This window comes from Kitasatospora sp. NBC_00070 (assembly GCF_045041205.1).
Taxonomy (GTDB): domain Bacteria; phylum Actinomycetota; class Actinomycetes; order Streptomycetales; family Streptomycetaceae; genus Kitasatospora.
This window is the reverse complement of sequence record NZ_CP108247.1, coordinates 39,988-61,860: the sequence shown is the minus strand read 5'-3', so window position 1 is coordinate 61,860 and position 21,873 is coordinate 39,988. Positions and strand designations below refer to the sequence as shown.

General features: G+C 69.7%; 23 protein-coding genes and 3 pseudogenes. 18 read left to right on the top strand and 8 right to left on the bottom strand.

The annotated features are described in order from the left end of the window. The first annotated feature begins 42 nt into the window (after window positions 1-42). The 7 genes from OHV05_RS00290 to OHV05_RS00260 all read left to right on the top strand — a co-directional run bounded on the left by OHV05_RS00290 (window position 43) and on the right by OHV05_RS00260 (window position 4,502). Window positions 43-603, top strand: coding sequence for a hypothetical protein (locus OHV05_RS00290; protein WP_405015697.1), 561 nt, complete (start codon window positions 43-45; stop codon window positions 601-603). Continuing rightward, window positions 600-1,598 carry a sporulation-delaying protein SdpB family protein gene (locus tag OHV05_RS00285; RefSeq protein WP_405015696.1) on the top strand — a complete coding sequence of 333 codons (999 nt, stop codon included), beginning with the start codon at window positions 600-602 and terminating at the stop codon, window positions 1,596-1,598. The genes OHV05_RS00290 and OHV05_RS00285 overlap by 4 nt, the downstream gene beginning before the upstream one ends. After that, window positions 1,595-1,741 carry a hypothetical protein gene (locus OHV05_RS00280; RefSeq protein ID WP_405015695.1) on the top strand — a complete coding sequence of 49 codons (147 nt, stop codon included), beginning with the start codon at window positions 1,595-1,597 and terminating at the stop codon, window positions 1,739-1,741. Before OHV05_RS00285 ends, OHV05_RS00280 begins: the two co-directional genes overlap by 4 nt. Before the next feature lie 14 nt (window positions 1,742-1,755). After that, the gene (locus OHV05_RS00275; RefSeq protein ID WP_405015694.1) at window positions 1,756-2,505 is read left to right on the top strand and encodes an SDR family NAD(P)-dependent oxidoreductase; all 750 of its coding nucleotides are present in this window, start codon (window positions 1,756-1,758) and stop codon (window positions 2,503-2,505) included. A gap of 280 nt (window positions 2,506-2,785) precedes the next feature. Next, window positions 2,786-3,337 carry a DM13 domain-containing protein gene (locus tag OHV05_RS00270; RefSeq protein ID WP_405015693.1) on the top strand — a complete coding sequence of 184 codons (552 nt, stop codon included), beginning with the start codon at window positions 2,786-2,788 and terminating at the stop codon, window positions 3,335-3,337. A gap of 126 nt (window positions 3,338-3,463) precedes the next feature. Next, window positions 3,464-3,781, top strand: coding sequence for a hypothetical protein (locus OHV05_RS00265; protein ID WP_405015692.1), 318 nt, complete (start codon window positions 3,464-3,466; stop codon window positions 3,779-3,781). Window positions 3,782-4,085: 304 nt separating this feature from the next. Then, window positions 4,086-4,502 carry a GNAT family N-acetyltransferase gene (locus tag OHV05_RS00260; protein ID WP_405015691.1) on the top strand — a complete coding sequence of 139 codons (417 nt, stop codon included), beginning with the start codon at window positions 4,086-4,088 and terminating at the stop codon, window positions 4,500-4,502. Between the two features lie 159 nt (window positions 4,503-4,661). Here the strand turns inward: OHV05_RS00260 and OHV05_RS00255 are convergent, their stop codons facing one another. Next, complete coding sequence (locus tag OHV05_RS00255) at window positions 4,662-5,399, bottom strand: dienelactone hydrolase family protein (protein ID WP_405015690.1); 738 nt, start codon at window positions 5,397-5,399, stop codon at window positions 4,662-4,664. 285 nt (window positions 5,400-5,684) lie between these two features. Further along, window positions 5,685-6,597 (bottom strand): annotated as a pseudogene (locus OHV05_RS00250) (alpha/beta hydrolase family protein). Between the two features lie 102 nt (window positions 6,598-6,699). Here OHV05_RS00250 and OHV05_RS00245 point away from each other — a divergent pair. Further along, on the top strand, window positions 6,700-7,272 hold the full coding sequence (locus OHV05_RS00245; protein WP_405015689.1) for a TetR/AcrR family transcriptional regulator: 573 nt from the start codon (window positions 6,700-6,702) through the stop codon (window positions 7,270-7,272). A 206-nt stretch (window positions 7,273-7,478) separates the two neighbouring features. On the opposite strand, the gene OHV05_RS00240 is transcribed toward OHV05_RS00245, so the two are convergent. After that, complete coding sequence (locus OHV05_RS00240) at window positions 7,479-7,865, bottom strand: winged helix-turn-helix transcriptional regulator (RefSeq protein WP_405015688.1); 387 nt, start codon at window positions 7,863-7,865, stop codon at window positions 7,479-7,481. Window positions 7,866-7,957: 92 nt separating this feature from the next. Between OHV05_RS00240 and OHV05_RS00235 the strand changes: the two genes are divergently transcribed. Further along, complete coding sequence (locus OHV05_RS00235; protein ID WP_405015687.1) at window positions 7,958-8,797, top strand: SDR family oxidoreductase; 840 nt, start codon at window positions 7,958-7,960, stop codon at window positions 8,795-8,797. Between the two features lie 37 nt (window positions 8,798-8,834). On the opposite strand, the gene OHV05_RS00230 is transcribed toward OHV05_RS00235, so the two are convergent. After that, window positions 8,835-9,161 (bottom strand): hypothetical protein, encoded by a 327-nt coding sequence (locus tag OHV05_RS00230; protein ID WP_405015686.1) that lies wholly within the window; start codon window positions 9,159-9,161, stop codon window positions 8,835-8,837. A 263-nt stretch (window positions 9,162-9,424) separates the two neighbouring features. Beyond that, a complete protein-coding gene (locus tag OHV05_RS00225) occupies window positions 9,425-9,811 on the bottom strand; it encodes a hypothetical protein (RefSeq protein WP_405015685.1) in 387 nt (128 codons plus the stop codon). Between the two features lie 23 nt (window positions 9,812-9,834). Here OHV05_RS00225 and OHV05_RS00220 point away from each other — a divergent pair, with 23 nt between their 5' ends. The 3 genes from OHV05_RS00220 (at window position 9,835) to OHV05_RS00210 (ending at window position 11,769) form a co-directional block, all read left to right on the top strand. Beyond that, window positions 9,835-10,056, top strand: a complete 222-nt coding sequence (locus tag OHV05_RS00220; protein ID WP_405015684.1) for a hypothetical protein — start codon at window positions 9,835-9,837, stop codon at window positions 10,054-10,056. A gap of 176 nt (window positions 10,057-10,232) precedes the next feature. Further along, on the top strand, window positions 10,233-10,526 hold the full coding sequence (locus OHV05_RS00215; RefSeq protein WP_405015683.1) for a hypothetical protein: 294 nt from the start codon (window positions 10,233-10,235) through the stop codon (window positions 10,524-10,526). Between the two features lie 325 nt (window positions 10,527-10,851). Next, window positions 10,852-11,769 carry a glutaminase gene (locus tag OHV05_RS00210; RefSeq protein WP_405015682.1) on the top strand — a complete coding sequence of 306 codons (918 nt, stop codon included), beginning with the start codon at window positions 10,852-10,854 and terminating at the stop codon, window positions 11,767-11,769. 577 nt (window positions 11,770-12,346) lie between these two features. Here the strand turns inward: OHV05_RS00210 and OHV05_RS00205 are convergent. Continuing rightward, on the bottom strand, window positions 12,347-13,348 hold the full coding sequence (locus OHV05_RS00205; protein WP_405015681.1) for an IS5 family transposase: 1,002 nt from the start codon (window positions 13,346-13,348) through the stop codon (window positions 12,347-12,349). A 536-nt stretch (window positions 13,349-13,884) separates the two neighbouring features. Next, on the bottom strand, window positions 13,885-14,319 hold the full coding sequence (locus tag OHV05_RS00200; RefSeq protein ID WP_405015680.1) for a peptidase inhibitor family I36 protein: 435 nt from the start codon (window positions 14,317-14,319) through the stop codon (window positions 13,885-13,887). Between the two features lie 233 nt (window positions 14,320-14,552). On the opposite strand from OHV05_RS00200, the pseudogene OHV05_RS00195 reads away from it, so the two are divergent. Then, window positions 14,553-15,413: pseudogene (locus tag OHV05_RS00195) on the top strand (IS5 family transposase). On the opposite strand, the gene OHV05_RS00190 reads toward OHV05_RS00195, so the two are convergent. Beyond that, a complete protein-coding gene (locus OHV05_RS00190) occupies window positions 15,407-15,892 on the bottom strand; it encodes a hypothetical protein (protein ID WP_405015679.1) in 486 nt (161 codons plus the stop codon). The pseudogene OHV05_RS00195 and the gene OHV05_RS00190 sit on opposite strands and share 7 nt — an antisense overlap. Window positions 15,893-16,516: 624 nt before the next feature. On the opposite strand from OHV05_RS00190, the gene OHV05_RS00185 reads away from it, so the two are divergent. From OHV05_RS00185 to OHV05_RS00165, 5 genes and pseudogenes are all read left to right on the top strand, one after another. Then, window positions 16,517-16,909 carry a hypothetical protein gene (locus tag OHV05_RS00185; protein WP_405015678.1) on the top strand — a complete coding sequence of 131 codons (393 nt, stop codon included), beginning with the start codon at window positions 16,517-16,519 and terminating at the stop codon, window positions 16,907-16,909. 277 nt (window positions 16,910-17,186) lie between these two features. Beyond that, window positions 17,187-18,338 carry an ISAs1 family transposase gene (locus OHV05_RS00180; protein ID WP_405015677.1) on the top strand — a complete coding sequence of 384 codons (1,152 nt, stop codon included), beginning with the start codon at window positions 17,187-17,189 and terminating at the stop codon, window positions 18,336-18,338. 232 nt (window positions 18,339-18,570) lie between these two features. Then, complete coding sequence (locus tag OHV05_RS00175) at window positions 18,571-18,873, top strand: ML domain-containing protein (protein ID WP_405015676.1); 303 nt, start codon at window positions 18,571-18,573, stop codon at window positions 18,871-18,873. Between the two features lie 384 nt (window positions 18,874-19,257). Further along, window positions 19,258-19,572 (top strand): annotated as a pseudogene (locus tag OHV05_RS00170) (hypothetical protein); the annotation flags it as partial. A gap of 421 nt (window positions 19,573-19,993) precedes the next feature. Continuing rightward, a complete protein-coding gene (locus OHV05_RS00165; RefSeq protein ID WP_405015675.1) occupies window positions 19,994-21,496 on the top strand; it encodes a non-reducing end alpha-L-arabinofuranosidase family hydrolase in 1,503 nt (500 codons plus the stop codon). The last annotated feature ends 377 nt before the right edge of the window (window positions 21,497-21,873 follow it).

Genomic DNA, 21,873 nt, shown 5'->3' with positions numbered 1-21,873 from the left:
GGCCACGGTTCGGTCAGCGGCGGGGGAAGGTGCGGCGGACAGTTGACGGAACATCAGGACATCACCGAAGCACACCGGGGGTTCCGGTGGACGGCGTGGCCGCTGGGAGCGCTGCTGCTGCTCGCCCTGGTGGTCCAACTCCCACCCGGTCAGGGCGGATCGGCCGTCGACTCGCGCGCCCGGGACGTCGCGCAGCTGCTCTGGCCACAGGGCTGGAACCTGTTCGACGACGGCCAGTACGGCCCGGAACTGGTCGGCTACCGGGCCGGCCCCGACGGCTGGCGCAGCGCGATGGTCACCCCGCACGGCAGACCGGGCACGCTCTGGGGCGCGGACCGGAGCGCGCGCACCCAGATCCGGGAGATCGCGGCCCTGGCCGACCTCGTCCCGCCCGACGCCTGGATCGACTGCGCGGCCGCCACCCTCGCGGACTGCCACTGGCCCGCACCGCCCGAACCACGGCCGATGACCAGCCCGTCGGCGCTGCCGACCCTGTGCGGTGAGGTGGCGCTGACCCGGGAGACGCTGGGCCGATGGGGGACCGAACCGGCCGGACAGTGGCGGATCGAGGCGGCCGTGCTGCTGCGGGTGACCTGCCCGTGACCGGGTACCGCCGACTCACCGCCGGGGCCGTCGGCTACACCCCGGGCCGGGGGATCGCGGCCGGCCGCTCGCTGCTGGCCCTCACCCAACTGGTCACCCTGCTCTGCACACCCGACGCGGCGCTGTTCGCGGCCGGCGGTCTCGGCGCGGTCGCCCCCCGGTGCGACGGTCTGCGGGCACTCGGGCTGTGGTGTCTGGGCCCGCCGGACGGCACCCTGACGGCGCGTCGGCTGCTCGCGGCCGCCGGCCTGGTGCTGGTCGCGTCGGGCTTCCTGCCCCGCTGGACCTGCCTGCTGCACTGGTACCTGACCTTCGCCCTCACCACCGCGACCGGCCTGGCCGACGCCGGCGACGCGGCGGCCAGGATCGCCACCCTGCTGCTGGTGCCGATCCTGCTCGGCGACACCCGGCGCTGGCACTGGCGGAGCCGGGCCGACGCCTTGCCCCCGCTCTGGCGCGGTGCCGGACACGCCGCCCAACTCCTGCTCCGGCTCCAGGTATCGGTCGTCTACCTGCACGCGGCCCTCTCCAAGCTGGCCGCCCCGGCCTGGCGGGACGGGACCGCGATGTACTACTGGCTGCACGGCCACTACTGGGGAGCCGCGGCGGGGCTCCGCCCCTGGGTCGACCCGATCCTGGAGCACGGCTGGTCGGTGCGGGCGCTCGGCTGGTCGGTGGTCGGACTCGAACTCGCGCTCGCCGCCTGCATGCCGGCCCCGGCCCGGTTCCGGCGGGCCGCCGTGCCCGGCGCCGTCCTGCTGCACGGCGGGATCATCGTGCTGATGGGCCTGTTCGGCTTCGGGCTGACCATGATCGCGCTGGTGCTGCTCGCCTGCGCGGGCACCGGAAAGGGTGAATCCACACCGCGTGGCCTGCGCCGATGCACAACCGATGTAACCGGGGCCCAGACTGAGGGCAGGTCGAGTGCGGCTCGTGCAGGGGCGGACCGACCGCGGAGTGAAGACCGCAGACCCAAGGGGAAGGAAACCCAGTGAAACCGACCAGGATCGCGCTGTTCGTCGCCGCGCTGGTGGCCGTGCTCGCCATCGCCTCGCAGCCCGGCTCGACCGGCCCGGCCGGGAAGCCCGGCCACGCGGCGCAGCCCGCGACCGGCTGCCCGTCGCTCGGTCCTTGCTAGAAAGGGGAGTTCGGATGTCTCGTCTCGTGGTGGTGTCCGGTGGCGGCAGTGGGATCGGCCGAGCGATCGCCGAGCACTTCGCCGCCGTCGGTGACGACGTACTGATCCTGGGGCGCAGGGCCGCGACCCTGGCCGAGGCCGCCGACGCCGTCAACGCCGAACTGGACACGAAGCGGGTCACGTACCTCGCGGCGGACCTGAGCGACGTGCGGGAGGTCGAGGGCGTCGCCGAGCACGTAAGTGGACTCGGCGGCACCGTGGACGTCCTGGTGAACAACGCGGGTGGCTTCTACGGGCTGGACCAGCCGGACACGCTGGCCGGCTACGCCGCGCAGTGGCGGGCCAACTTCGAGGGCAACGTGCTGCCGACCGTGCTGCTCACCGAGGCGCTGCTCCCGCGGCTCACCCGGCCGGGCGGCCGGATCGTCACGCTGTCCTCGATCGCCGCCCTGCGCGGCCCCGGCACCTACGGCGGCGCGAAGGCGGCGTTGCACCCGTGGAACGCCGAACAGGCCACCGCCCTGGGCCCGGAGGGCATCACGGCCAACATCATCGCGCCGGGCTACATCGAGGCCACCGAGTTCTTCGGCGACCGGATGACGCCCGCGGGCCACGCCGCCCGGGTGTCCCAGACCCTGGTCGGCAAGGCGGGCCGGGCCGCCGAGATCGCGGCGATGACCGGCTACCTCGCCTCACCCGAAGCGGGCTTCGTCACCGGCCAGATCCTCCAGATCAACGGCGGCGCCCTGCTCGGCCGGGGCTGACCGCCCGACCAGGGGCCGCCGGGCGGTGGCGGCACCTGATGCCGCCTACTGGGCCGCATCCACACTCGACCGTCCAGTCGAACCCGGCCCGTCCTCGTCGGGCCGGGTTCGGCTGGGCGGTCAGGTCCGCTGGTTGCCGCCGGACTGCGGCCCGGGCACGACTCCTCTGGCGTCCGGGTGTTCGTCAGAGTTTCGTAACTCCCGCAAGGGTGGTGCCTGCCACCTGCGGAGTGTTGTAGTCGATGCCCGACCACCCATCCACTGCTGTCCGGAGATCCCGATGCGCCGCCGAATTTCCCGGCCGGTTCTGGCCGTTGCCGCCCTGGTGTTCCTGCTGACCGCCGGGGCGGGGCTCTACGTCTTCGAGCCGTGGAAGGCCTTCACCGACACCGCCGTCGACGAGGCCCTGCCGACGGTCGTGATCTCCGCGCCCGCAGCACCCCCCACCGCAGGATCGAGTTCCACGCCGCTCCCGGACCGGGGGCCGGCTGACCTGAGGCGCGGCGGCTTCGTCTCCGGCGAGCACGCCACCACCGGTGACGCCCGCCTGATCCGGCTCGCCGACGGCAGCACGGTGCTACGCCTGGAGAACCTGGCTACCTCCGAGGGCCCGGATGTCCGGGTCTACCTCTCCACCCGCCCGGCCGCCGAGTCGAAGCTCGACAGTCTCGGCCCCGACGCCGTCGAACTCGGAAGCCTGAAGGGCAACTTGGGCAACCAGAACTACGCCGTTCCGGCCGGCACCGATCTCACCAGCTTCCGCAGCGCCGTGATCTGGTGCAAGCGCTTCTCGGTCGGCTTCGGCGCCGCCGATCTCACCACCCCGGCCTGACCCCGCCGTTTCCGCCCGGAGCGGCGGAGACCGTCACTGCGCGGGCATCATGCGCCACCAGCGTGTCGGGCGGCCCGGGCCCGGGCGGTCGCTCGGATGCAGTGGTCATAGTCGCGGAACCACCACGTGCGAGGTGCACCCCGGCCGCCGGTCGGCGACGAGCCGGCGGTCGTGCGGCTGACCGCCCAGTTCGTCACGGCCTGGCACGTCGTGTTCGCCACCGACAACGAGGAGCTCCGGTCCGTCACCTGCGAGGGTACGGAGGTGCCGGTGCGCAGGGTCGGCACGATGGCCGGCGGCCGGCGGGCCGTGTACGCGGCGGAGTTCCCCGATCTCATGACCGGCTCGCTGACCGTGCACGTGCAGCGCGGGTCGATGGAGGTCACCGAGTCGGTGCCGACGGACCTCACACCCTCCGACGACAGCGTCGCCCACTGTGACTGACGGCCGGTCAGGGGACTGCCGGGCGGGGGGATCGGCCCACCCGGGTTGATTCCGGGCCGGGCCGGCGTGAGATCTCACCGGATCCGACACAAGCGATCTCTGGACTCCCTCGCTTCCTGTCATGCACGCCAGCGAATCCTTCGCATCAATCATCTGGTGCTGCATCAGGCACCGTTCGCCCTGCTGAGAAACCGACAGAGGTCAGAGGGGTGGGGTTCCGAAGGCCGTAGAGCTGGGTTCGGCGTCGGGATCGCGCTGCGGCAAAATGGCCGCCCCCGATGCCGGAACGTGTCAGGCTCCTCGAATGGAGATCCGTCGTGTCACCCAGGTCGAGGCGGTCGACGCCGCCGGACATCTCTTCGACACCGTCCCAGGGCGGGAGGCCAGTGAACGGTTCCTGACGGACGAGCGCCATCACCTCCTGATCGCCTATGTGGACGACGTCCCGGCGGGGATGGTCACCGGTGTCGAGATGACCCATCCGGACAAGGGAACCGAGATGTTCCTGTACGAGCTGGGCGTGGACGAGCCGTTCCGTGGGCGTGGCGTCGGCCGGGCTCTGGTGTCGGCGCTTGCGGACCTGTCACGTGAACGGGGCTGCTACGGCGTGTGGACGATCACGGACGAGGAGAATGCGGCGGCACTGGCGACGTACCGCCGCGCCGGCGGCGTCCCGGAAACGGGACAGGTGGTACTCACCTGGACGTTCGATCAGCTGTAGGCCGACGCAACGGATCTCCTTCCCGCACCGCATGGTTGGCGACTCGGCGTCCGGTTGGCTACCTGGGATGTGCGGGTCTCCGTCAAGCTGGCCTGGTGGCTGAACGCGTACAGGTCCGCGAGATCGATGATGACGAGGGCAGGCGGCTGTCTGCCCGGGTCATACCTCCAGGTCCTCCGTCACGGGCAGGCACTCGGTGAGCAGGTCGACGACGTCGCGCCAGGCTCGTTGCGCGTGCTGTGGGTGGTAGCCGACGCCGGGGACCGTGGGGTGGTCGACCGGCGGGTGGTGGAAGGCGTGCAAGGCGCCGCCGTAGACCGTGAGGCGCCAGTCGACGCCCGCGGCCTGCATCTCGGCGGTGAACGCGTTCCGTTGTGCGGGCGGCATGATCGGGTCCTCCGACCCGACGCCGGCCCACACCGGGCAGCGGATGCGCGCCGCCTCGCCCGGCCGGCCCGTGGTCAGCGCGTTGACTGTCCCGATCGCGCGCAGGTTGACGCCGTCGCGCCCGAGTTCCAGCCCGACGGCGCCTCCGGTGCCGTAGCCGATGACGGCGATCCGGTCGGGGTCGACCCGCGATTCGGTGCGCAGCACGTCGAGCGCCGCATGGCCGATGCCTCGCATCCGGTCGGGATCAGCGAGCAGTGGCAGGCAACGGGCCAGCATCTCCTCGGGGTCGCCCAAGTAGCGCCCGCCGTGAAGGTCGAAGGCCAGCGCCACGTATCCCAGCTCGGCGAGAGCATCGGCCCGGCGGCGCTCGACGTCGCTGAGCCCCATGCCCTCCGGTCCGAGCAGCACCGCAGGGCGGCGGTCGATGCCGGCCGGGAGCGCGAGGTGCCCGACCATCGTCAAACCGTCCGCCGGGTACTCGACCGTGCGCGTGGTAATCGTCGTCATGAGACTGGACTGTAGTGATCGTCGAGCCCGGTCCGGCCGGTGTTCTGCCGCCGGCAGAACAGTGCGCGGGTCCCTCTGAAATACAAGGGCCCGAGCGCTCAGGGCTTCAGGATCATCTCGTTGCCTCTTTGGCGCGTCCCGGTGTCACGACCCAGAAGTGCAGGCGTACGTAGACGACGGCCCTCTCCCGGGACCTGCTGCACTTCATCGAGACTGGCCCCAACCCGGTCCTGACCACCGAGGTCGCCGCCGACGCCAACCGGAACATCGCGGTCCCGGCCGGGTTCACTTGCTGGAGATGCTCCACATGCCGTCGCCGGCTGCGGCGGCGTTGTCGAAGGCGGTCCACGCGGCGTCGTCGAGCTCGAAGGCGTCGAGGAGGTAGGCGGAGATCGCGTCGGCGACGAGGGCGACGCGGGGCGGGGTCCTCGTCGGTGGTCTCGGCGGCCCTCTCGCCGGCGATGCCGCCCAGGGTGTGCTCGCCCTCGGCGATGGCGAGCAGGCTCTTCGGGGACGGGCTGAGGTGGTAGGCGTCGGTGAACCAGTCCGGCCCCCGGGTGGAGAGCTGCGACTGGTCCCTGCCACCCGCGATGACCAGGGCAGGGGTTGTCATGGTGGAGTAGTCCGGCCTCATGAACGGAAGGTGCTCGGCGGCGAACGGGGTGAGGGTGTCGCCGGTCCCGGTCGCGGCGATCAGCGCGCCGGCCGAGACCGCGGGGTGGGAGAAGTCCTCTCCGGGAGTGCCGTCGGCGTCGAGCACGCGCGCGCCGAGGAGCGCGCCGGCGGTCTGGGCGCCCCAGGAGTGGCCGACGATCGCGATGCGCTCACGGTCGACGCGGGTCTCCAGGCCGCCGGCCTGGAGAAGGACGTCGCCGAGGCCGTCGAGGACCGCGTGGAGGTCGGCGATCCGGACGCGCCAGATGGTGGCAAAACGCGGATCGTCCCACCCGATGCCGTTGCGGCGGGAGTCCAGGTGGGTGGGCTGTACCACGACGAATCCGGCTGCGGCCCACCGGTCGACGAGGGGCTGGTATCCGTCCAGCGACCAGGCGTTGCCGTGGGAGAACACGATGACGGGCAGGTTCTGGTCCGCGAGCGGGGCGGTGACCTTCACCGGTAGGTCGGCGCTGCGGCCGGGCGCGGGAACGGTGATGGGCTTGACCGAGACGATCCGCTGGTCGGGGTGGTGGGAAGGCATGGGGGACCTGCGCTTTCTCCATGGGATGGCTCTGCCATACTTTGGCGGAGCAGCGTTCCGCCAAATTAGCGGAACATTGTTCCGCGAGCAAAGGAGGATCCCGTGCCGGAACCGGTCGGAGTACGCCAAGCACAGGCACAGCGCACCCGCAGCGGCGTACTGGCGGCCGCAGCGGCGGTCTTCGTGGACCAGGGCGTCCAGGCCCCCATCCGCGACATCGCCGAACGCGCCGGCGTCGGCGTCGGCACGATCTACCGAAACTTCCCGACCCGGGCGGACCTCGTCACCGCCGTCTACCGGCACCAGATCGACACCTGCGCCGCACTCGCGCCCCATCTGCTGGAGGAGGCAGCCTCCCCGTTCACCGCCCTGACCCGCTGGGCGGACGCGTTCGTCGAATTCCTGGTGACCAAGCACGGACTCGGTGCCGCCCTGGGGTCCGGCGATCCGGGGCTGGAGAACCTCCACACCCTCATGCTCGACACCCTGGTCCCGGCCTGCGCAACACTGCTCGACGCCTGCGCCGCCGCCGACGAAATCAGCCCCGGCATCACCGCCTACACGCTCATGCGCGCCATCGGAAACCTCTGTATCACCGGTCCCGACTACGACCGGGCCGAGGCCAAGCACATGGTCGCCACCCTCCTCGCCGGATGCCGCCGCAAGGCATGGTGACGGCACCCGGCCGAGCCTCACCGCTCCCCGCTGGTAGGGGCGCTGGCCGACCCTCGCCCGAACGATCGGCTACAGCTCGCCCTACGCGTTCGCCGCCGCCTCCCGCCGCCATCACGGCGAACCACCCGGAGCCTGGCGGAAGCGGGAGTCGCTGCGCGACCAGGAGCTCACTGCCCACGGTTCCCGGACGCACTGAAACCCCGTGGTCATCCGCTGCCTCGCTGTTCCACGTCGCGCGGTGACAGCCGCCGGGTGATCCGGTCGAACAGTTCCGCCAGCGGCTCGCCGACGTCCCGGCCGAACGCGGTCAGCCCGTAGGTGACCTTGGGCGGGGTCGTCGGCTCCACCTCCCGCCAGATCAGGCCGTCCTGGACCAGTGCGCGCAGGGTCTGGGCGAGCATCTTCTCGCTGATGCCCCGGATGCTCTCGCGCAGCTCGTAGAACCGGAGGTCGCTGCCCTGCAAGGAGATCAACACCCAGACACCCCACCTGCTGGTCACGTGGTCGACCACATCACGCGCGGGGCAGTCGGTGTGAAACACCTCATACCGCTCGTCCGCCTGGGCCCTTCTGGACTGCACGCCTTCCGTCACGTCATGAGCTTACCCAGAGGTACGTCCTTACCAGGAGTTAGCCCGGTCCCTAGCGTGTGAGGTCACCGAGGACATCCGACAAGGAGCTGCAAATGATCGTGGTAACCGGGGCTACCGGGAATGTGGGCCGGCCGCTGACGCGGGCGTTGGCCGAGGCGGGCCAGCAGGTGACGGCGGTGTCACGGCACGCGGCGGCGGTGCCGGACGGCGTTCGCCACGTGGTGGCCGACCTGGCTGATCCGGCCGGCCTTCAGCCCGCGCTGACCGGGGCGGAAGCACTGTTCCTGCTGCTGTCCGGCGACCTGCACGCGGCCGGGGCCGGCCCGGCCGACCTCATCGGCCAGGCGGCGGCCGGCGGGGTACGCCGGGTCGTCCTGCTCTCCACGCAAGGCGTGGCGACCAGGCCCTTCGGCGCAACGCGGATCGCGATGCGCGCGCTGGAGGAGGTGCTGTGCGACTCCGGCCTGGAGTGGGTCATCCTGCGGCCGGGTGGCTTCGCCTCCAACGCCCTGTGGTGGGCCGGGTCCATCCGTGCGCGGCGGGTCGTCGCCGCTCCCTTCGGCGACGTCGGGGTACCGATCGTCGACCCGTTGGACATCGCCGAGGTCGCGGCGGCCTGCCTGCTGGAGGACCGCCACACCGGCGGCGTGTACGAGCTGACCGGCCCGGGGGTGATCACGCCGCGCCGGCAGGCAGCGGCCATCGCCGCCGCACTGGGCTCACCGGTGCGGTTCCACGACCTCACCCGCGACGAGGCCAAGGCCGCCATGGCCCAGAGCATGCCGGCGGAGCTCGCCGAGGACACCCTGACCATCCTCGGTTCCCCGAACCCGGCCGAACTGCGCGTCAGCCCGGACGTTCAGCGGGTCCTCGGCCGCGCCCCGCGCCCGTTCGCCGACTGGGCGGCCCGCAATATCGCCGCGTTCCGCTGAAACCGGTCGGCGCCGCTGCGGGAGGTTTGACGGTGCGTCAGGACAGGCCCACCCAGGTCGCCATCAGGTTCTGCACCGCAGACCCGTCGGCATCGGCCAGCTTGGTGCCGGCGAAGTCGCGCGCCCACGCGGAGGTCTGCAGTCGGAACGGCGGCTGCGCCGCGGTCGGTGCCTCGATGATCGGGGCGACCGCGTCCGCGGCGCTCTGAGCGTTGCCGAACGAGGCCAGGGTGCGGTCGATGTACGCCTTCAGTGCCGGTGCGTACGGGCTGGCGATCGTCGAGCTGTGGGGTGGCAGTGACCCGCACCCGGCGGTCGAGGTGATCGCCGGCGGAGAGGTGGACGGCCGTCCGATGGAGGACATCGTCGAACTCGCCGGTGTGGTCGTCGCGGTCGACCCGGACCGGCTGCTCGGCGAGCTCTCGGTCTCCGACGACCTCGCCGAGCACACCTCGCAGGACGACTGCCACACCTACGCCGAGGCGCTCGCCCACCAGGTCGAGTACGCCGTCGCCGTCGCAGGAGAAGGTCCACCAAGTGGCTGCGCGTGCACGCGGTGTGGCCGCACACCGAGCTCAACTGGCCCCTGCTCGTACCGACTCGCTCGGGTGCGGTACTCCGCACGGACTACGGGACTCTCGCCGCCAGGAGTTGACGGCCGAGCAGTGCCAGCGGGTGGCCGTCGGCGGGCAGGGTCAGGACGGTGCCGGCCCCGGCGGCGCTCAGCGTGTCGAGCGGGCGGCGGCGGGAGGACGAGCTGCGCTGCGGCATGGCTCTGGCGTCGTGCGAGCTCTCGGTCAGCAGGGCGTGCGAGATCAGGAACTCGTGGTGCGTGCGGGTCGGTTCGGTGAGCAGGAGCAGGAGCAGGAGCAGGAGCAGGAGCAGGCCGCCGGGAGCGAGCAGGCCGGTGAGGCGGCGGGCGGCAAGGTCGGGATCGGGGGCGCCGGCCAGTATATCGGAGGCGATGACCAGGTCGAAGGAGTGCGGGCGGGCCTTCGGGAGCAAGCGGCTCATGACGCAACGGGCCGGCACGGCAGATGGTCGGCCTCGCCTGTGCGTTCGCCGCGCGGGTAGGCGGCTACGAGCGGATCTACCTCCACACCAACGCCGCCATCCCGGGCGCCGAGCCCTTCTGGCAGGAGACGACCACCGAGGTCTTCGACGCGCGCCCCAGCGGGGAGCACGGTCCGGGCGTGTCCACCGTGCACTTCGAGATCCCGTTGCCGGACATGGGGGATCGGGGCCGCCCGGCCGCCTGACGCGGTGCCGCTCGGGTCCGAGCCCGGCGCCCGTGCAGCCAACCTCGGCTGCGTACCTCGTTCGGGTACTCACGGTCGCGCCTGACCGCAGGCGGCTCGCTGCCGGCCCAGACTCGTTGGCCCCAGCGCCCTTCGGGGGCCGAACAGGCCCCCTCGGCAGTGATGAGGTCCAGCACGTGAAGATCCGACAGGCCGTCCTCCCGCTCGTGCTGAGCGCCGTCGCGCTCAGCACCGTCGCGGTCGCCGACGCCGTGGCCGCCCCGTCGCCTTCCAGGGCGACGACCTGCGGCCAGGCGGTCCGCAACACCCAGAACGACCTCCGACAGGCCGGCTCCCCGACCACTGCCACCACTTGGCAGGGAGTACGCAACGCCGCGCAGAACTTCCTCAACAACCACCCCTGGAGCAGCCCGGCCACCGACGTCATCAAGATCGACGTCAGCGACCTGAACCGGCTGTGCGCGAAGTAGTGAGGCTCGTCGGCTGGTGACGAACTCACTGCGGGGTTCGGGGAACCGGATGCGCGGTGTCCCGCCGGTTCGCGCTCACGCCTGTGCGGCACCTGCGCGGTGCGGCGCGGCGTGCCGTCGGGCAGGGCGGTGCCGAGCTGGTCGGGGCGAGGTGATCCGCCATCCGATGTCCGTCAGTTTCCGGTCATGCGATGTACCCGAACGTCACCATGGCCGGAATTCGGACACCTCCTCTCCGCTTCGGGCGCTCTTCCCCCGGCGAGCGCCCCGGCGCATGCTGATGCCGGGCCGGACAACGGCGTCCTGCCCGCGGAGGGGGACCGGCATGGACTACGAGAACCTGTTCGAACGCATCAACGACGCAGTCCGCCCCGTCCTGGTCGGGGGAACCGTCGCCCAGTACATCCCGGCCCTCGCCGCCGTCGACCCCCACCGGTTCGGCCTCGCGATCGCGGACACCCACACCCGCAGACCGCCACGCGGCACCGGGGACTGGCAGGTTCCGTTCTCCATCCAGTCCATCTCCAAGGTGTTCACCCTCGCCCTGGTCCTGGCCGCCGACGGCGACTCGCTGTGGACCCGGGTGGGGAAGGAACCGTCCGGTTCGCCCTTCAACTCCCTCGCCCAGCTGGAACGGGAGAACGCGATCCCGCGCAACCCGTTCGTCAACGCCGGCGCGCTGGTGACCACCGACCGGCTGCTCACCCTCACCGGGGACTCCCGGGGCACCCTGCGCGAGTTCCTCCGCACCGAGAGCGGCAACCCCCGCATCGACTTCGACGCCCAGGTCGCCTGGAGCGAGAGCCAGCACGGACACCGCAACGCCGCGCTCGCCCACCTGCTCGCCGACCACGGCCGCCTCGACAACCCCGTCCCGGACGTCCTCGACCACTATTTCTGGCAGTGTGCTCTCACGATGAGCTGCCGCGACCTCGCCCTCGCCGCAGGGTTCCTGGCCCGGCACGGCCTACGGGCCGACGGCACCCGCCTGCTCTCCCGCAGCGACGCCAAGCGCATCAACGCCGTCATGCTGATCGGCGGCACCTACGACGCCGCGGGCGAGTTCGCCCACCGCGTCGGCCTACCCGCCAAGAGCGGCATCGGCGGCGGCATACTGGCCGTCATCCCGGGGCGCGGAACGCTCTGCACCTGGGGACCGGCCCTCGACAGCCACGGCAACTCGATCGCCGGTATCACCGCGCTCGACACCCTCACCACCCACACCGGCTGGTCCGTCTTCTGAGAGCGTTGTGGCCAACCGAACCGCAGCTCGAAGAGCTGCGGTTCTTTCATGATCGATGTGTTCTCGTCGGTGGGTTCGGGCAGCTCCGGGGCGGCTGGTTTTCTCGTCGCGGAGGTGGTCGGTGTCGTCGGTGATCGCGTTGATGGAGCGGCGTGAGGTGAGGGCCCGTGAGGTGCTGGACGGGGCGGAAGCACCGGTTGCGCGAGGCCGAGGAGCAGGCTGCCAAGGCCCGTCAGCGGTGGGAGTTCGCCCGGATCGGGCGCCAGGAGCTGATGGATGAGCTGGCCTCGGCAGGTGCGCAGGCGACGTGGGTCGACAGCGATGGCGAGGCGGCGACTGATGGGCCGCCGGAGACGGGCGGTGAGACCGCTGGAACCGCGCGCACGGGACGGGAGAGGTCTGACGAGCGGCCGCTGCAGTGGCACGAGGGCCTGGGGCGGCAGGTGTTGTGCGGCATGTACCGGCAGGTGTTCGAGACGGTCATGGCCGCCGGGGGCCTGGTGGACGTGGCCACGGTCTCGGACACGCTGGGGCTGGGGCGGGAGAGACTCGCCGTGGAACGGGTGCGTCACCGCGCTTATGCCCTGCATGCGAAGGCTGGCTGGAGCGGGAGAAGGGCCTGTTCAGGCGGTTGCGGGAGCGGGTGGCGGCCCGGGCGGCGATCGGGCCAGTGCCGACGCTCGCCGGCGATCGGACGGGTCAGCGTGATCAGGCCGGCCCACCAGAGCATCTGCTCGTGATGGTCCGGGCGGCGCTCGTGGTCGCGGTTGAGACGGCGGGCCAGTGAGAGCTGACCCAGAGTGCGCTCCACGACCCAGCGGCGGGCCAGGACGGTGAAGCCGCGTGTTCCGTCGGGACGTTGGACGACCTCGACGGTGACGCCGTGCCGTGCGAAGGCGTCGGCGAGGGGCTGTCCCTGACAGGCGCTGTCGGCCCAGGTGAGTTTCAGCAGCCGTCCGGGCTCGGTCATGTAGCGGTCCAAGAGCGCGGGCGCGGGCTTGGAGCCGTGCACGTCGGCCGGGGACACGATGACCTCCAGCAGGTCACCGCAGGTGTCGGTCAGGATCGAGCGCTTGCGGCCATCGCGCTTTTTGTTCCCGTCATAGCCACGTGACTCCACAACGGTGTCCGCGCCGTCCACGGACTGCGCGTCGATGACCCCGGCTGTCGGCTCCGCATTCCGGCCCCGCGCCACCCGGTCGCCGCGTCGCAGCCGCTGATACAACTCACGGACATAGCCGTACGCACGCCACCGGCGGAAGAAGTCGTACACCGCCCGCCACCAGGGAAAGTCCCGGGGCACGGAAGACCATTTCGCGCCGTTGTCCACCACGTAGCGCACCGCGTCGATCATCTCGCGGTGGCAATGTGCCTCCGGGCGGCCGCCCTTGGACTCCATCCAGGCTGGCATCGGCATCGACGCCCTCACCGCAGCCCACTCCGCATCGCTCATGTCGGTGTCGCAGTACGCCTCCCGCCGTCCTGGAGCAATCGACCCGAACTCATGGACGTAGCAGTCGCATTCCGGAGTGACCGGGTTGGACGCCGAGGGCACGGTGGTGGTCCGCTGGATCGGCAATGGGTCTCCTCAGAGGGCTTGGTCGACTCAACCCTGCCCCTACCGAGGGGCCCGTTCTTTCATGCCCACCACCTGCACCGCCCGAGCGACCGAACCGGCGCCCAGCCGCCCGCTCGAACACTCGGTTGGCCACAACGCTCTCATTGCTTCGTTTCGATCGAAATGCGGTGCGCATGAGTACGCGTAGTCATGCGCACCGCTGCCAGGCTCGGCATTTTGCGGCCATGACGAGTACCCCTCTGGCGCCTTAAGCGCTGGTGCCCTTGGTCGCACCCGACACTCAGGGGTGACCGCGGTGGACGCATGCACAGAGATACTGCTCAACTGATCAGGCAACGGGCTTCCTCGGTCGTGCTGGTGTCGTAACCGCGTCACTACCAAGGGGCCCGTTCTCTCGTGCCCGCGACCGCACCCGAACCTCCGTCCAGATGATCACCCGCTGCCGCTTGAACAAGGCCCGGTTTGCCACAACGCACTCATTTCCGCGTGCGAGGGCGGGGCTCACAAGTTCAATCTCACTGCCCCATAAAAATAGGCTAGTTCAGCGTCGGATCCGGACGGATTGCCACTGACGACGCGGCATCGTTGCCGACGTCGTTGCCGACCTCAGACATGTCCGGACAAGAGTGACGCGGGCTGAGCGCGTATGAGTACCCACTGTACTCGGCATCCGAATAGAGGTGCCCAACAGTGTCCGCATTATTGTAGTACGAGCTCATTCTGTCGTTGAAATCGAACTGGCGAAAGTCCGGGACATGCTGGTTCGTTACCAGAATCATCGCATCGGCTCCAGCATTATAGTCAAGGTTCTGGTAGAGGCAGAGCGAGCCGGACGGACAGTCGGCCAGGCCGCTGCCCATCATGATGAAGGTGCCTTCCTCGGCGCTGGCGGTTCCGGTTCCCCCGACCAGCGAGAAGACTGTAGCGGCACCGCAAATGACAGCCGCCATTTTGGACCTGATCGCGCGCACTTTTCTCCCTTTGGTTAAACACATGCAGAGCGTCGGACGATAATTCCACATCTACTGCGCGAAATCGCCAGGTTGGTCCAGGACTCGCCGCCGGAAAAAGTTCGGATATTCGCTTATGTGAATATTTGGCTGGTCGACCGCTTTCACGCACCAACCCGTGAGATCTCAAACGCGGTCTGAGACCGCGTTTGAGATCTGCCGTCCCCTGGGGCTGGCGGGGTGTTGAGCTCTGTGTGAGTGGTTCTTGGGGTGGGTATCCGTCGGATCTGACGGACGACCAGTGGGCGCTGGTGGAGCCGTTACTGCCTCCAGCACGGGTGGGTCCGAGGGGCGGGCGACGGGAGAAGCACCCGCGGCGGCGGATCGTGGACGCGATCTTCTACGTGGTCCGGACCGGGTGTGCCTGATGTCAGCTGCCGAAGGACTTCCCGCCGTGGCAGACGACGTACTGGTACTTCACGTGGTGGCACGACGACGGCACCGTCGAGCGGATCCACGACGCCCTGCGCGGCCAGGTCCGGGTCGCCGACGGCCGTGACGTCGAACCGAGCGCGGGGCTGATCGACTCGCAGTCCGTGCGCACTGCCGACACGGTCCCGGTCACCACCAGGGGCTTCGACGCGGGCAAGAAGGTCAAGGGCCGCAAGCGGTTCATCGTCACCGACACCCTCGGTCTCCTGCTGGCGGTACACGTCGTCGCGGCTAACGTCCAGGACCGTGACGGCGCCCGCCGCCCGCTGCTGTGGACCCGTCTCGACCACCCCGGCGTTCAGAAGGTCTGGGCGGACCAGGGCTTCGCCGGCCGCCTGGTCGACTGGACCGCCTCGATCCTCTGCCGTGAGCTGGTGATCGTGCGCAAGGCCCCTGGGCAGCGTGGCTTCCAGGTCCAGCCAAAGCGTTGGGCGGTTGAACGCACCTTCTCGTGGCTCACCGCCCACCGACGTCTGGCCCGGGACTACGAGACCAGCCCGGCCCGGTCCGAGACCATGATCCGCTGGGCGATGATCGGCATCATGGTCCGCCGCCTCACCCGAGGCCGACCTGCTACCCGCCCCGGTCCTTGGCGCCCCACGCCCACATCACCGCGTCATTGACGGCTTGCTGACCTGTAGAGGTTGGCAAGTACCCACTCGTTCGCCGGAGGCTCGGGCCGCCTGAAGAGCACGGAGACGTCGGCTTCCGTTCGTATGGCGAGCTGGTCGTCGAACGTCAGGGCCTCGTCGCGGCGCCATGCGCAGCCGAGTTGCTCGAGCCCGTCGATGACTGCCTCACGACTCGGGGCCTCGATTGCCGCCCGGCCGGCCGCACCGGTGCGAGAGGGGGCTTCAAAGCGGCCCTCGGCGTCCACCGCGTCGAATCCGAGCAGGCCCACCGTCAGGCCAGGATCAACCCACACCTCCAGGCTCCCGTCCTTGAACCCGACTGCTCCACCGGAGCCCGACAGTGCTGGCGCGGCCAGATCGGTCCCACCACCCAGCAAGAGATCCGCCTCCTCACCGGACATGCCGAGTCTGAACGCGCCGATCTCGCCGGTGGCCGCGAAAGAGATCATCAAACCTAGCACGGTGTTCATGGACAGGAGGCTATCGGCACAGTCCACCTGGCCCTCCGTCAGATCTCAAACGCGGTCTGAGGCCAGGGGTGTTGCAAAGTCCGATGAGCTCGTGAGTGCGCCGGTCAGGCGATGCCCAGGAGGTCAAGCGGGCGGGTGAAGGGCTCGTAGGAGGCGTGCCGGAGGCCAGCGGCGATGTTGTGGTGCCCTGCAGCGCGGAGGGCGTTGATCGTCGGGTGGCTGTAACCGTCGCCTGGGCTGGTCCGACGGAGCACCATGCCGAACTGTCAAAGCGTGGTCTGTTTGGCGCCGCACCCATGCGATGATCGCCAGAAAGCCATGATTCGCGCTCGGGGGGATGCGATGGATGTGAGGAACGCGGCGCGCCGTACGACCGGGGCGCTGTTGCTGTGGTTGATGGTGGTCGGGTGCGGGCCAGTGGAGGGACGGCCCGAGGCGAGCGCGTCATCAGCCCAACCGACCTCTTCGGCTAGGAGCACTCAGGCTGCGGCGCCGGCACCACCCACGACAGCTCCAGTCGGGCACCCCGTTGTGCTGACCGGACATGCGAGTGCGGACGACCACTGGATCCTGGGCAGGCTCGAGGACCCGCCGGAGCGTTGTCCCCGGCCGGAGCTATCGAACATGCTGGTGCTTGATTCGTACGGGCGCGATTGGGCCTACGTCGTGTGGCTGGCGGACGACGTGAACGTCTGCGTCGCTGCCCTCACCCGAGACCGCGGGCGGACGATCATGTTCGGGCCGATCGACGAGCTTGCGAACCAGACGAGCCTGATCGGCATGCCCCAGTTCGACCCAGCCATCTTCGCCGTGTTCCCCGGAATCGACAGCGAAATCGTGCTGACAGGGGATACGCCCCACACCTTCCACCCAGCACGCTCACGGACTGTTGCCCTCGGCCCGGGCCGGGTGGTCACCTTCGCGGTGAGTCGCTTCGCAGTCCCCTTCCAGGGCTCGCGGCTCGGCGGCCAGTTGTGCCCTGCGCGCGACGGGGTGTGCCAGCCTATGCGTTCTTGACTGGCGCCGGATGGCAGCGAGCGGCGCGAGGTTCCGCGCGACCGCCCCGCCGCGTCATGGACACAGGAGAGGGCCGCTGCCGCACGGGCTCTCCACGTACCCGGCACCCCGTCGGTTCAGAAGATGATGCAGGTCAGGGTCGTTTCAACGTTTTGGTGAGCCCCTGAGTCCGCAGGTCACGATGGTGTGAGAGGTCTGAGTCGGCCCGTCACGGACGCAACGAACCTCCGGTTGAACGGGTGACCTTCTCAAGTCGCCCTGAACCGCCGGAGCTTCGATGTGCCGCCAGTCTGCCACCGTCTGCCTGATCAAGTCGCCCGCTATGGACGGCGTGGCGGGACTGTCGCTGGTGGAGCGGTTGCGGCTGCTGCCCGATCCGCGTCGACGGCGAGGGGTGCGTCACCCGTTCGTGGCGGTGCTCCTGGTCGCCGCCTCGGCGGTGGTCGCCAGCGCGCGTTCTTACGCGGCCATCGGCCAGTGGGCCGGGAACGCTCCGCAGCACACCCTGGCCCGCCTCGGCGCCCGGTTCGCGGGAGCACTGGGCGTGCGCGTCGCCCCGAGCGCCGCCACGATCCGGCGGGTCATCGCTCTGGCCTGCCCCGGCGGCCTGGCCGACCTGACCGGCGCTGATCCGGTCGGCTCGGACTCGGTAGCCGTGGACGGCAAGGCCGCCCGCGGCTCCCGACACGGCACCTCGCCCGCCGCCCACCTCCTGGCCGCGATGACCGGCGACGGCCGGACCGTCACCCAGCTGCGAGTGCCCGACAAGACCAACGAGATCACCTGCTTCACCGCGCTGCTGGCGCCCTACGACCTGACCGGGGTCACGGTCACGGCTGACGCTCTGCACACCCAGCGCGGCCACGTGCGCTTCCTGGTGGAGCAGAAGAACGCCCACTACCTGCTGGTGGTCAAGGCCAACCAGCCCGAACTGCACCGCAGGCTGCGGTCGTTGCCGTGGAAGGACGTCACCGCGCGCCGCTACGACCGCCAGGTCGGCCACGGGCGCCGAGAGACCCGGGTGACCAGGGCCCTCACCGTCACGGACCTGGGCATGGCCTTCCCCCACGCGGTCCAGGCCGCACGCATTCTGCGCTACCGCACCGACCTCGCGACCGGCACCGTCAGCCGCCAGACCGTCTACGCGATCACGAACCTGACCTCACAACAGGCCTCGCCCCAGCGGCTCGGCCAACTCGCCAGGTCGCAGTGGACCATCGAGAACCGTCTCCACTTGGTCCGCGACACCACCTTCCGCGAGGACGCGTCCAGGGTCCGCACCGGGCATGGCCCCGAGAACATGGCGACCCTGCGCAACCTGACGATCAACGCCCTCCGCGCTGCAGGGCACCACAACATCGCCGCTGGCCTCCGGCACGCCTCCTACGAGCCCTTCACCCGCCCGCTTGACCTCCTGGGCATCGCCTGACCGGCGCACTCACGAGCTCATCGGACTTTGCAACACCCCTGGGTCTGAGGCTGACATGAGAGTTGGCGTTTCGGGCACCTGTTCCTCATGGCGTCGAAAGAGCAACGGGACCTTGCGAGGTTGCAGTTCGACGTCTCTTGTGAGCTTTCCCAGGAGGTATCGAGAACGGGTAACGCTCTGAGCCTGCCGTGCACGGACCCGGCCGGGGCCGCCAGGCGCCGTCCGGTTTCATGTGTCGTTCGACCCGCAGGCACCAGCGCGAGGACAGGGCCTGACCGTGACGCCGACCGGCACCCTTACCGGTCCCATTACCGGCGGCTCGGTCCAGACCGTGATCAAGTTCGGGATGGTGGCCCTGGTGAACGAGGCGTCGGGTCTCTCCGCGGCTGCGGCGGGCCCCTATGGCCCGCAGGTCACGTTCCACATCCCCATCGAGGCGCCCAAGGGCAAATACACGGGGACCCTGACGTTCACCGACCAGACCAACAACGAGATCGCCTGCATCACCATGAGCTTCTTCTCCTCCTCCTCCTGACACACCCCGGTCCGGTGCGGCAACGCCACCTCGGGCCGCACCACCCACTACTGAAAGGCACTCAGAGGTGCGGAGACTCGCGCGCCCGGGTCCGGCCCGGGCGCGGGATCTCTGACGGGCGCGCCGGCGCGGGGTCCGGGGTGGGTGCCGGCGCCGATGGCCGTGTGGGCATCCTCGATGAAGCACCATCGCCTCCGGGGGGCAAGGGCGATACGGGCGGGGGAGTACCCGGCAAACCACCTCGGGGCTTTGGCCGGTGCCCCTTGACCAGGTCGCCTGATCCGACTCCGCCGGTGGCCTGCTGCTGCCGTGGCAGCGGCCCATGAACGGGGGGCCACCGAACCGCAGCCGACGAGTGCGCCGATTCCGCAGCAGACCGGGATGGCCGAACTCGCCTGCTTGGCAAACGAGTTCGCGCAACTACTGACGCCGACGGAGGGCAATGACGCCAAGCTCACCGCCTGGATCGCGTCAGCTCGCTCGGTCGCCCTGCCCCCACCTGCGCTCCTTCACGACCGTGCCGCCGTCGACGCCGGACTCACCATCCTGCACCACAACGGCCGTACCGAGGGCGTCAACACACGAACCAAGGAAGATCACGAGACGGCTGCACGGCCGAGCCGGATTCCTCTGCTCCGACACCGCATCCTCAGTGACCACCACAGAGCATTACCACCGATGACGGGACAGAGTCGATGACCGTACAGTCCCGTTCCCGGAGGAGCAAGGGATCCTCCGGTCGCGGTCCTGGCGAACCCGTGGCGCCTGACCGCGACTATCAAGCTCACCGACAGGGTCAGGCCAACTGACACCCGCACCGAAGAGGGTGAGCGCTCACATCCGTCCGGTCAACAGCTTTGACAGGATGAGATTCTGATGACGCCTCAGTAACGGACAGGTTGCGGCACGGCACTTGACGACCTCTCATGCCGCGTGGTTTTCTCCCTACAACACGCCGGATGTTCGACTTTCAAGTTGTTAGCGCTAACAATCTGTCGGAGACCCGGTGCCCCCACCCCCTCAGGGGTCACGTCTTGCCGCCGCCTCGGACGTGCCGTGCCCGATCCGCACGTACCGACAAGGACCGGCCCCTGCCCAAGTCGCCCCCAGGAGGGTGCAGATGAACGCTCTCGGTACAGCTCCACGAACCTCGACGCGGCGCGGATGGCGGCTGCGGATGGCCGCCCTGCTGTCGATGGTCTTCGTGGCCGGCTTCCTGGCGATGGTGAACCCGTCGTCGGCCTCGGCGGCTTCGGTCGACACCGGCAAGTGGTACGTGCTGGTCAACCGCAACAGCGGCAAAGCCCTCGACGACTACAACTTCGCCACCGCCGACGGTTCGCCCGTCGTCCAGTGGACCCGCAGCAGCAACGAAGCCCAGCAGTGGCGCTTCCTGGACTCCGGCAGCGGCTACTACCGCCTGCAGAACCGCAACTCCGGCAAGGTCCTGGACGACTACAACTGGTCTTCGGCCGACGGCACCGACGTCGTCCAGTGGAGTGACCTCAACGCGACCAACCAGCAGTTCCGCCTCGCCGACTCCGCCGACGGCTATGTCCGCCTGCTGAACCGCCACAGCAGCAAGGCACTTGAGGTCCAGGGCGCCTCCACCGCCGACGGCGGCAAGATCGTCCAGTACGCCGACTGGGGCGGCGGCAACCAGCAGTGGCAGCTCGTCCCCGTCGCCGACGCCGGCACCGGCGCGTGCGCTCTTCCGTCGACCTACCGCTGGACCTCGAGCGGCCCGCTGGCGGAGCCGGCGAACGGGCAGGTCGCGCTGAAGGACTTCAGCACCACCACGTACAACGGCAAGCACCTGGTCTACGGGACCACCTCCAACGGAACGTCGTGGGGCTCAACGGGCTTCAGTCCCTTCACGAACTGGTCGGACATGGCGACGGCTACCCAGACCCGGATGACCGATCCCGCAGTCGCGCCCGAGGTGTTCTACTTCGCACCCAAGAACGTCTGGGTGATGGTGTCCCAGTGGAGCCAGTGGCCGCTCTACTACCGCACGTCCAGCGACCCCACCAACCCCAACGGCTGGTCCGCCTCGCAGCCGCTGTTCACCGGCAGCCTCCCCGTGAACGCCCAGGGCCAGAAGGACGCCCCGATCGACCCGACCATGATCGCCGACGACCAGAACATGTACCTGTTCTTCGCCGCCGACAACGGCAAGATCTACCGGGCGAGCATGCCGATCGGGAACTTCCCCGGCAACTTCGGCACCTCGTACACGACGGTCATGAGCGACACCACGGACCTCCTGTTCGAGGCGCCGGAGGTCTACAAGGTCCAGGGCCAGAACCAGTACCTCATGATCGTTGAGGCGCAGGGTACGAACCGCTACTTCCGCTCGTTCACGGCCTCCAGCCTGAACGGTCCGTGGACCGTCCAGGCCGGCAGCGAGAGCAGCCCCTTCGCGGGCCAGGCCAACAGCGGTTCCACCTGGGCCCAGGGCGTCAGCCACGGTGACCTGGTCCGCAACAACCCCGACCAGACCAAGACCATCGATCCCTGCAACCTGCAGTTCCTCTACCAGGGGCTCCCCAAAAACATACCGGCGGGCACCGACTACACCAGCCTTCCGTACCGGCCGGGTCTGCTCACCCTGCAGCGCTGACCCGCCTGATCCACGGTGATCGCGATGTGATGCGGTCCGCCGACGCGTGGACGAGCTGTCCACGGCGTGGGCAACTCCACCTGCTGACCGACACTCACCGCACCGAGGAACCCCAGCCGCACATCGGCTGGGGTTCCTCATCCTCTGTGCAGGCGGTTTCAGGGATCCCGGCTGGGGAGCCTGGACTGCCTGCCGCGACGGACACCTCCTGTGGGCGCTCGCCCGCCGCCGGACCGAGGGCATCCTGCGAGCGGAGTACCGGTCCATGGCGGGCCGGCCGGTGCTCACCGAGCAACTTCGGCCGGCAAGAGCGCCTTCGGCAGTGGCCTGAAGCGGCGCGCGCACGCTCAGGTCCTGCTCGGCCTGGTGTCCCCGGC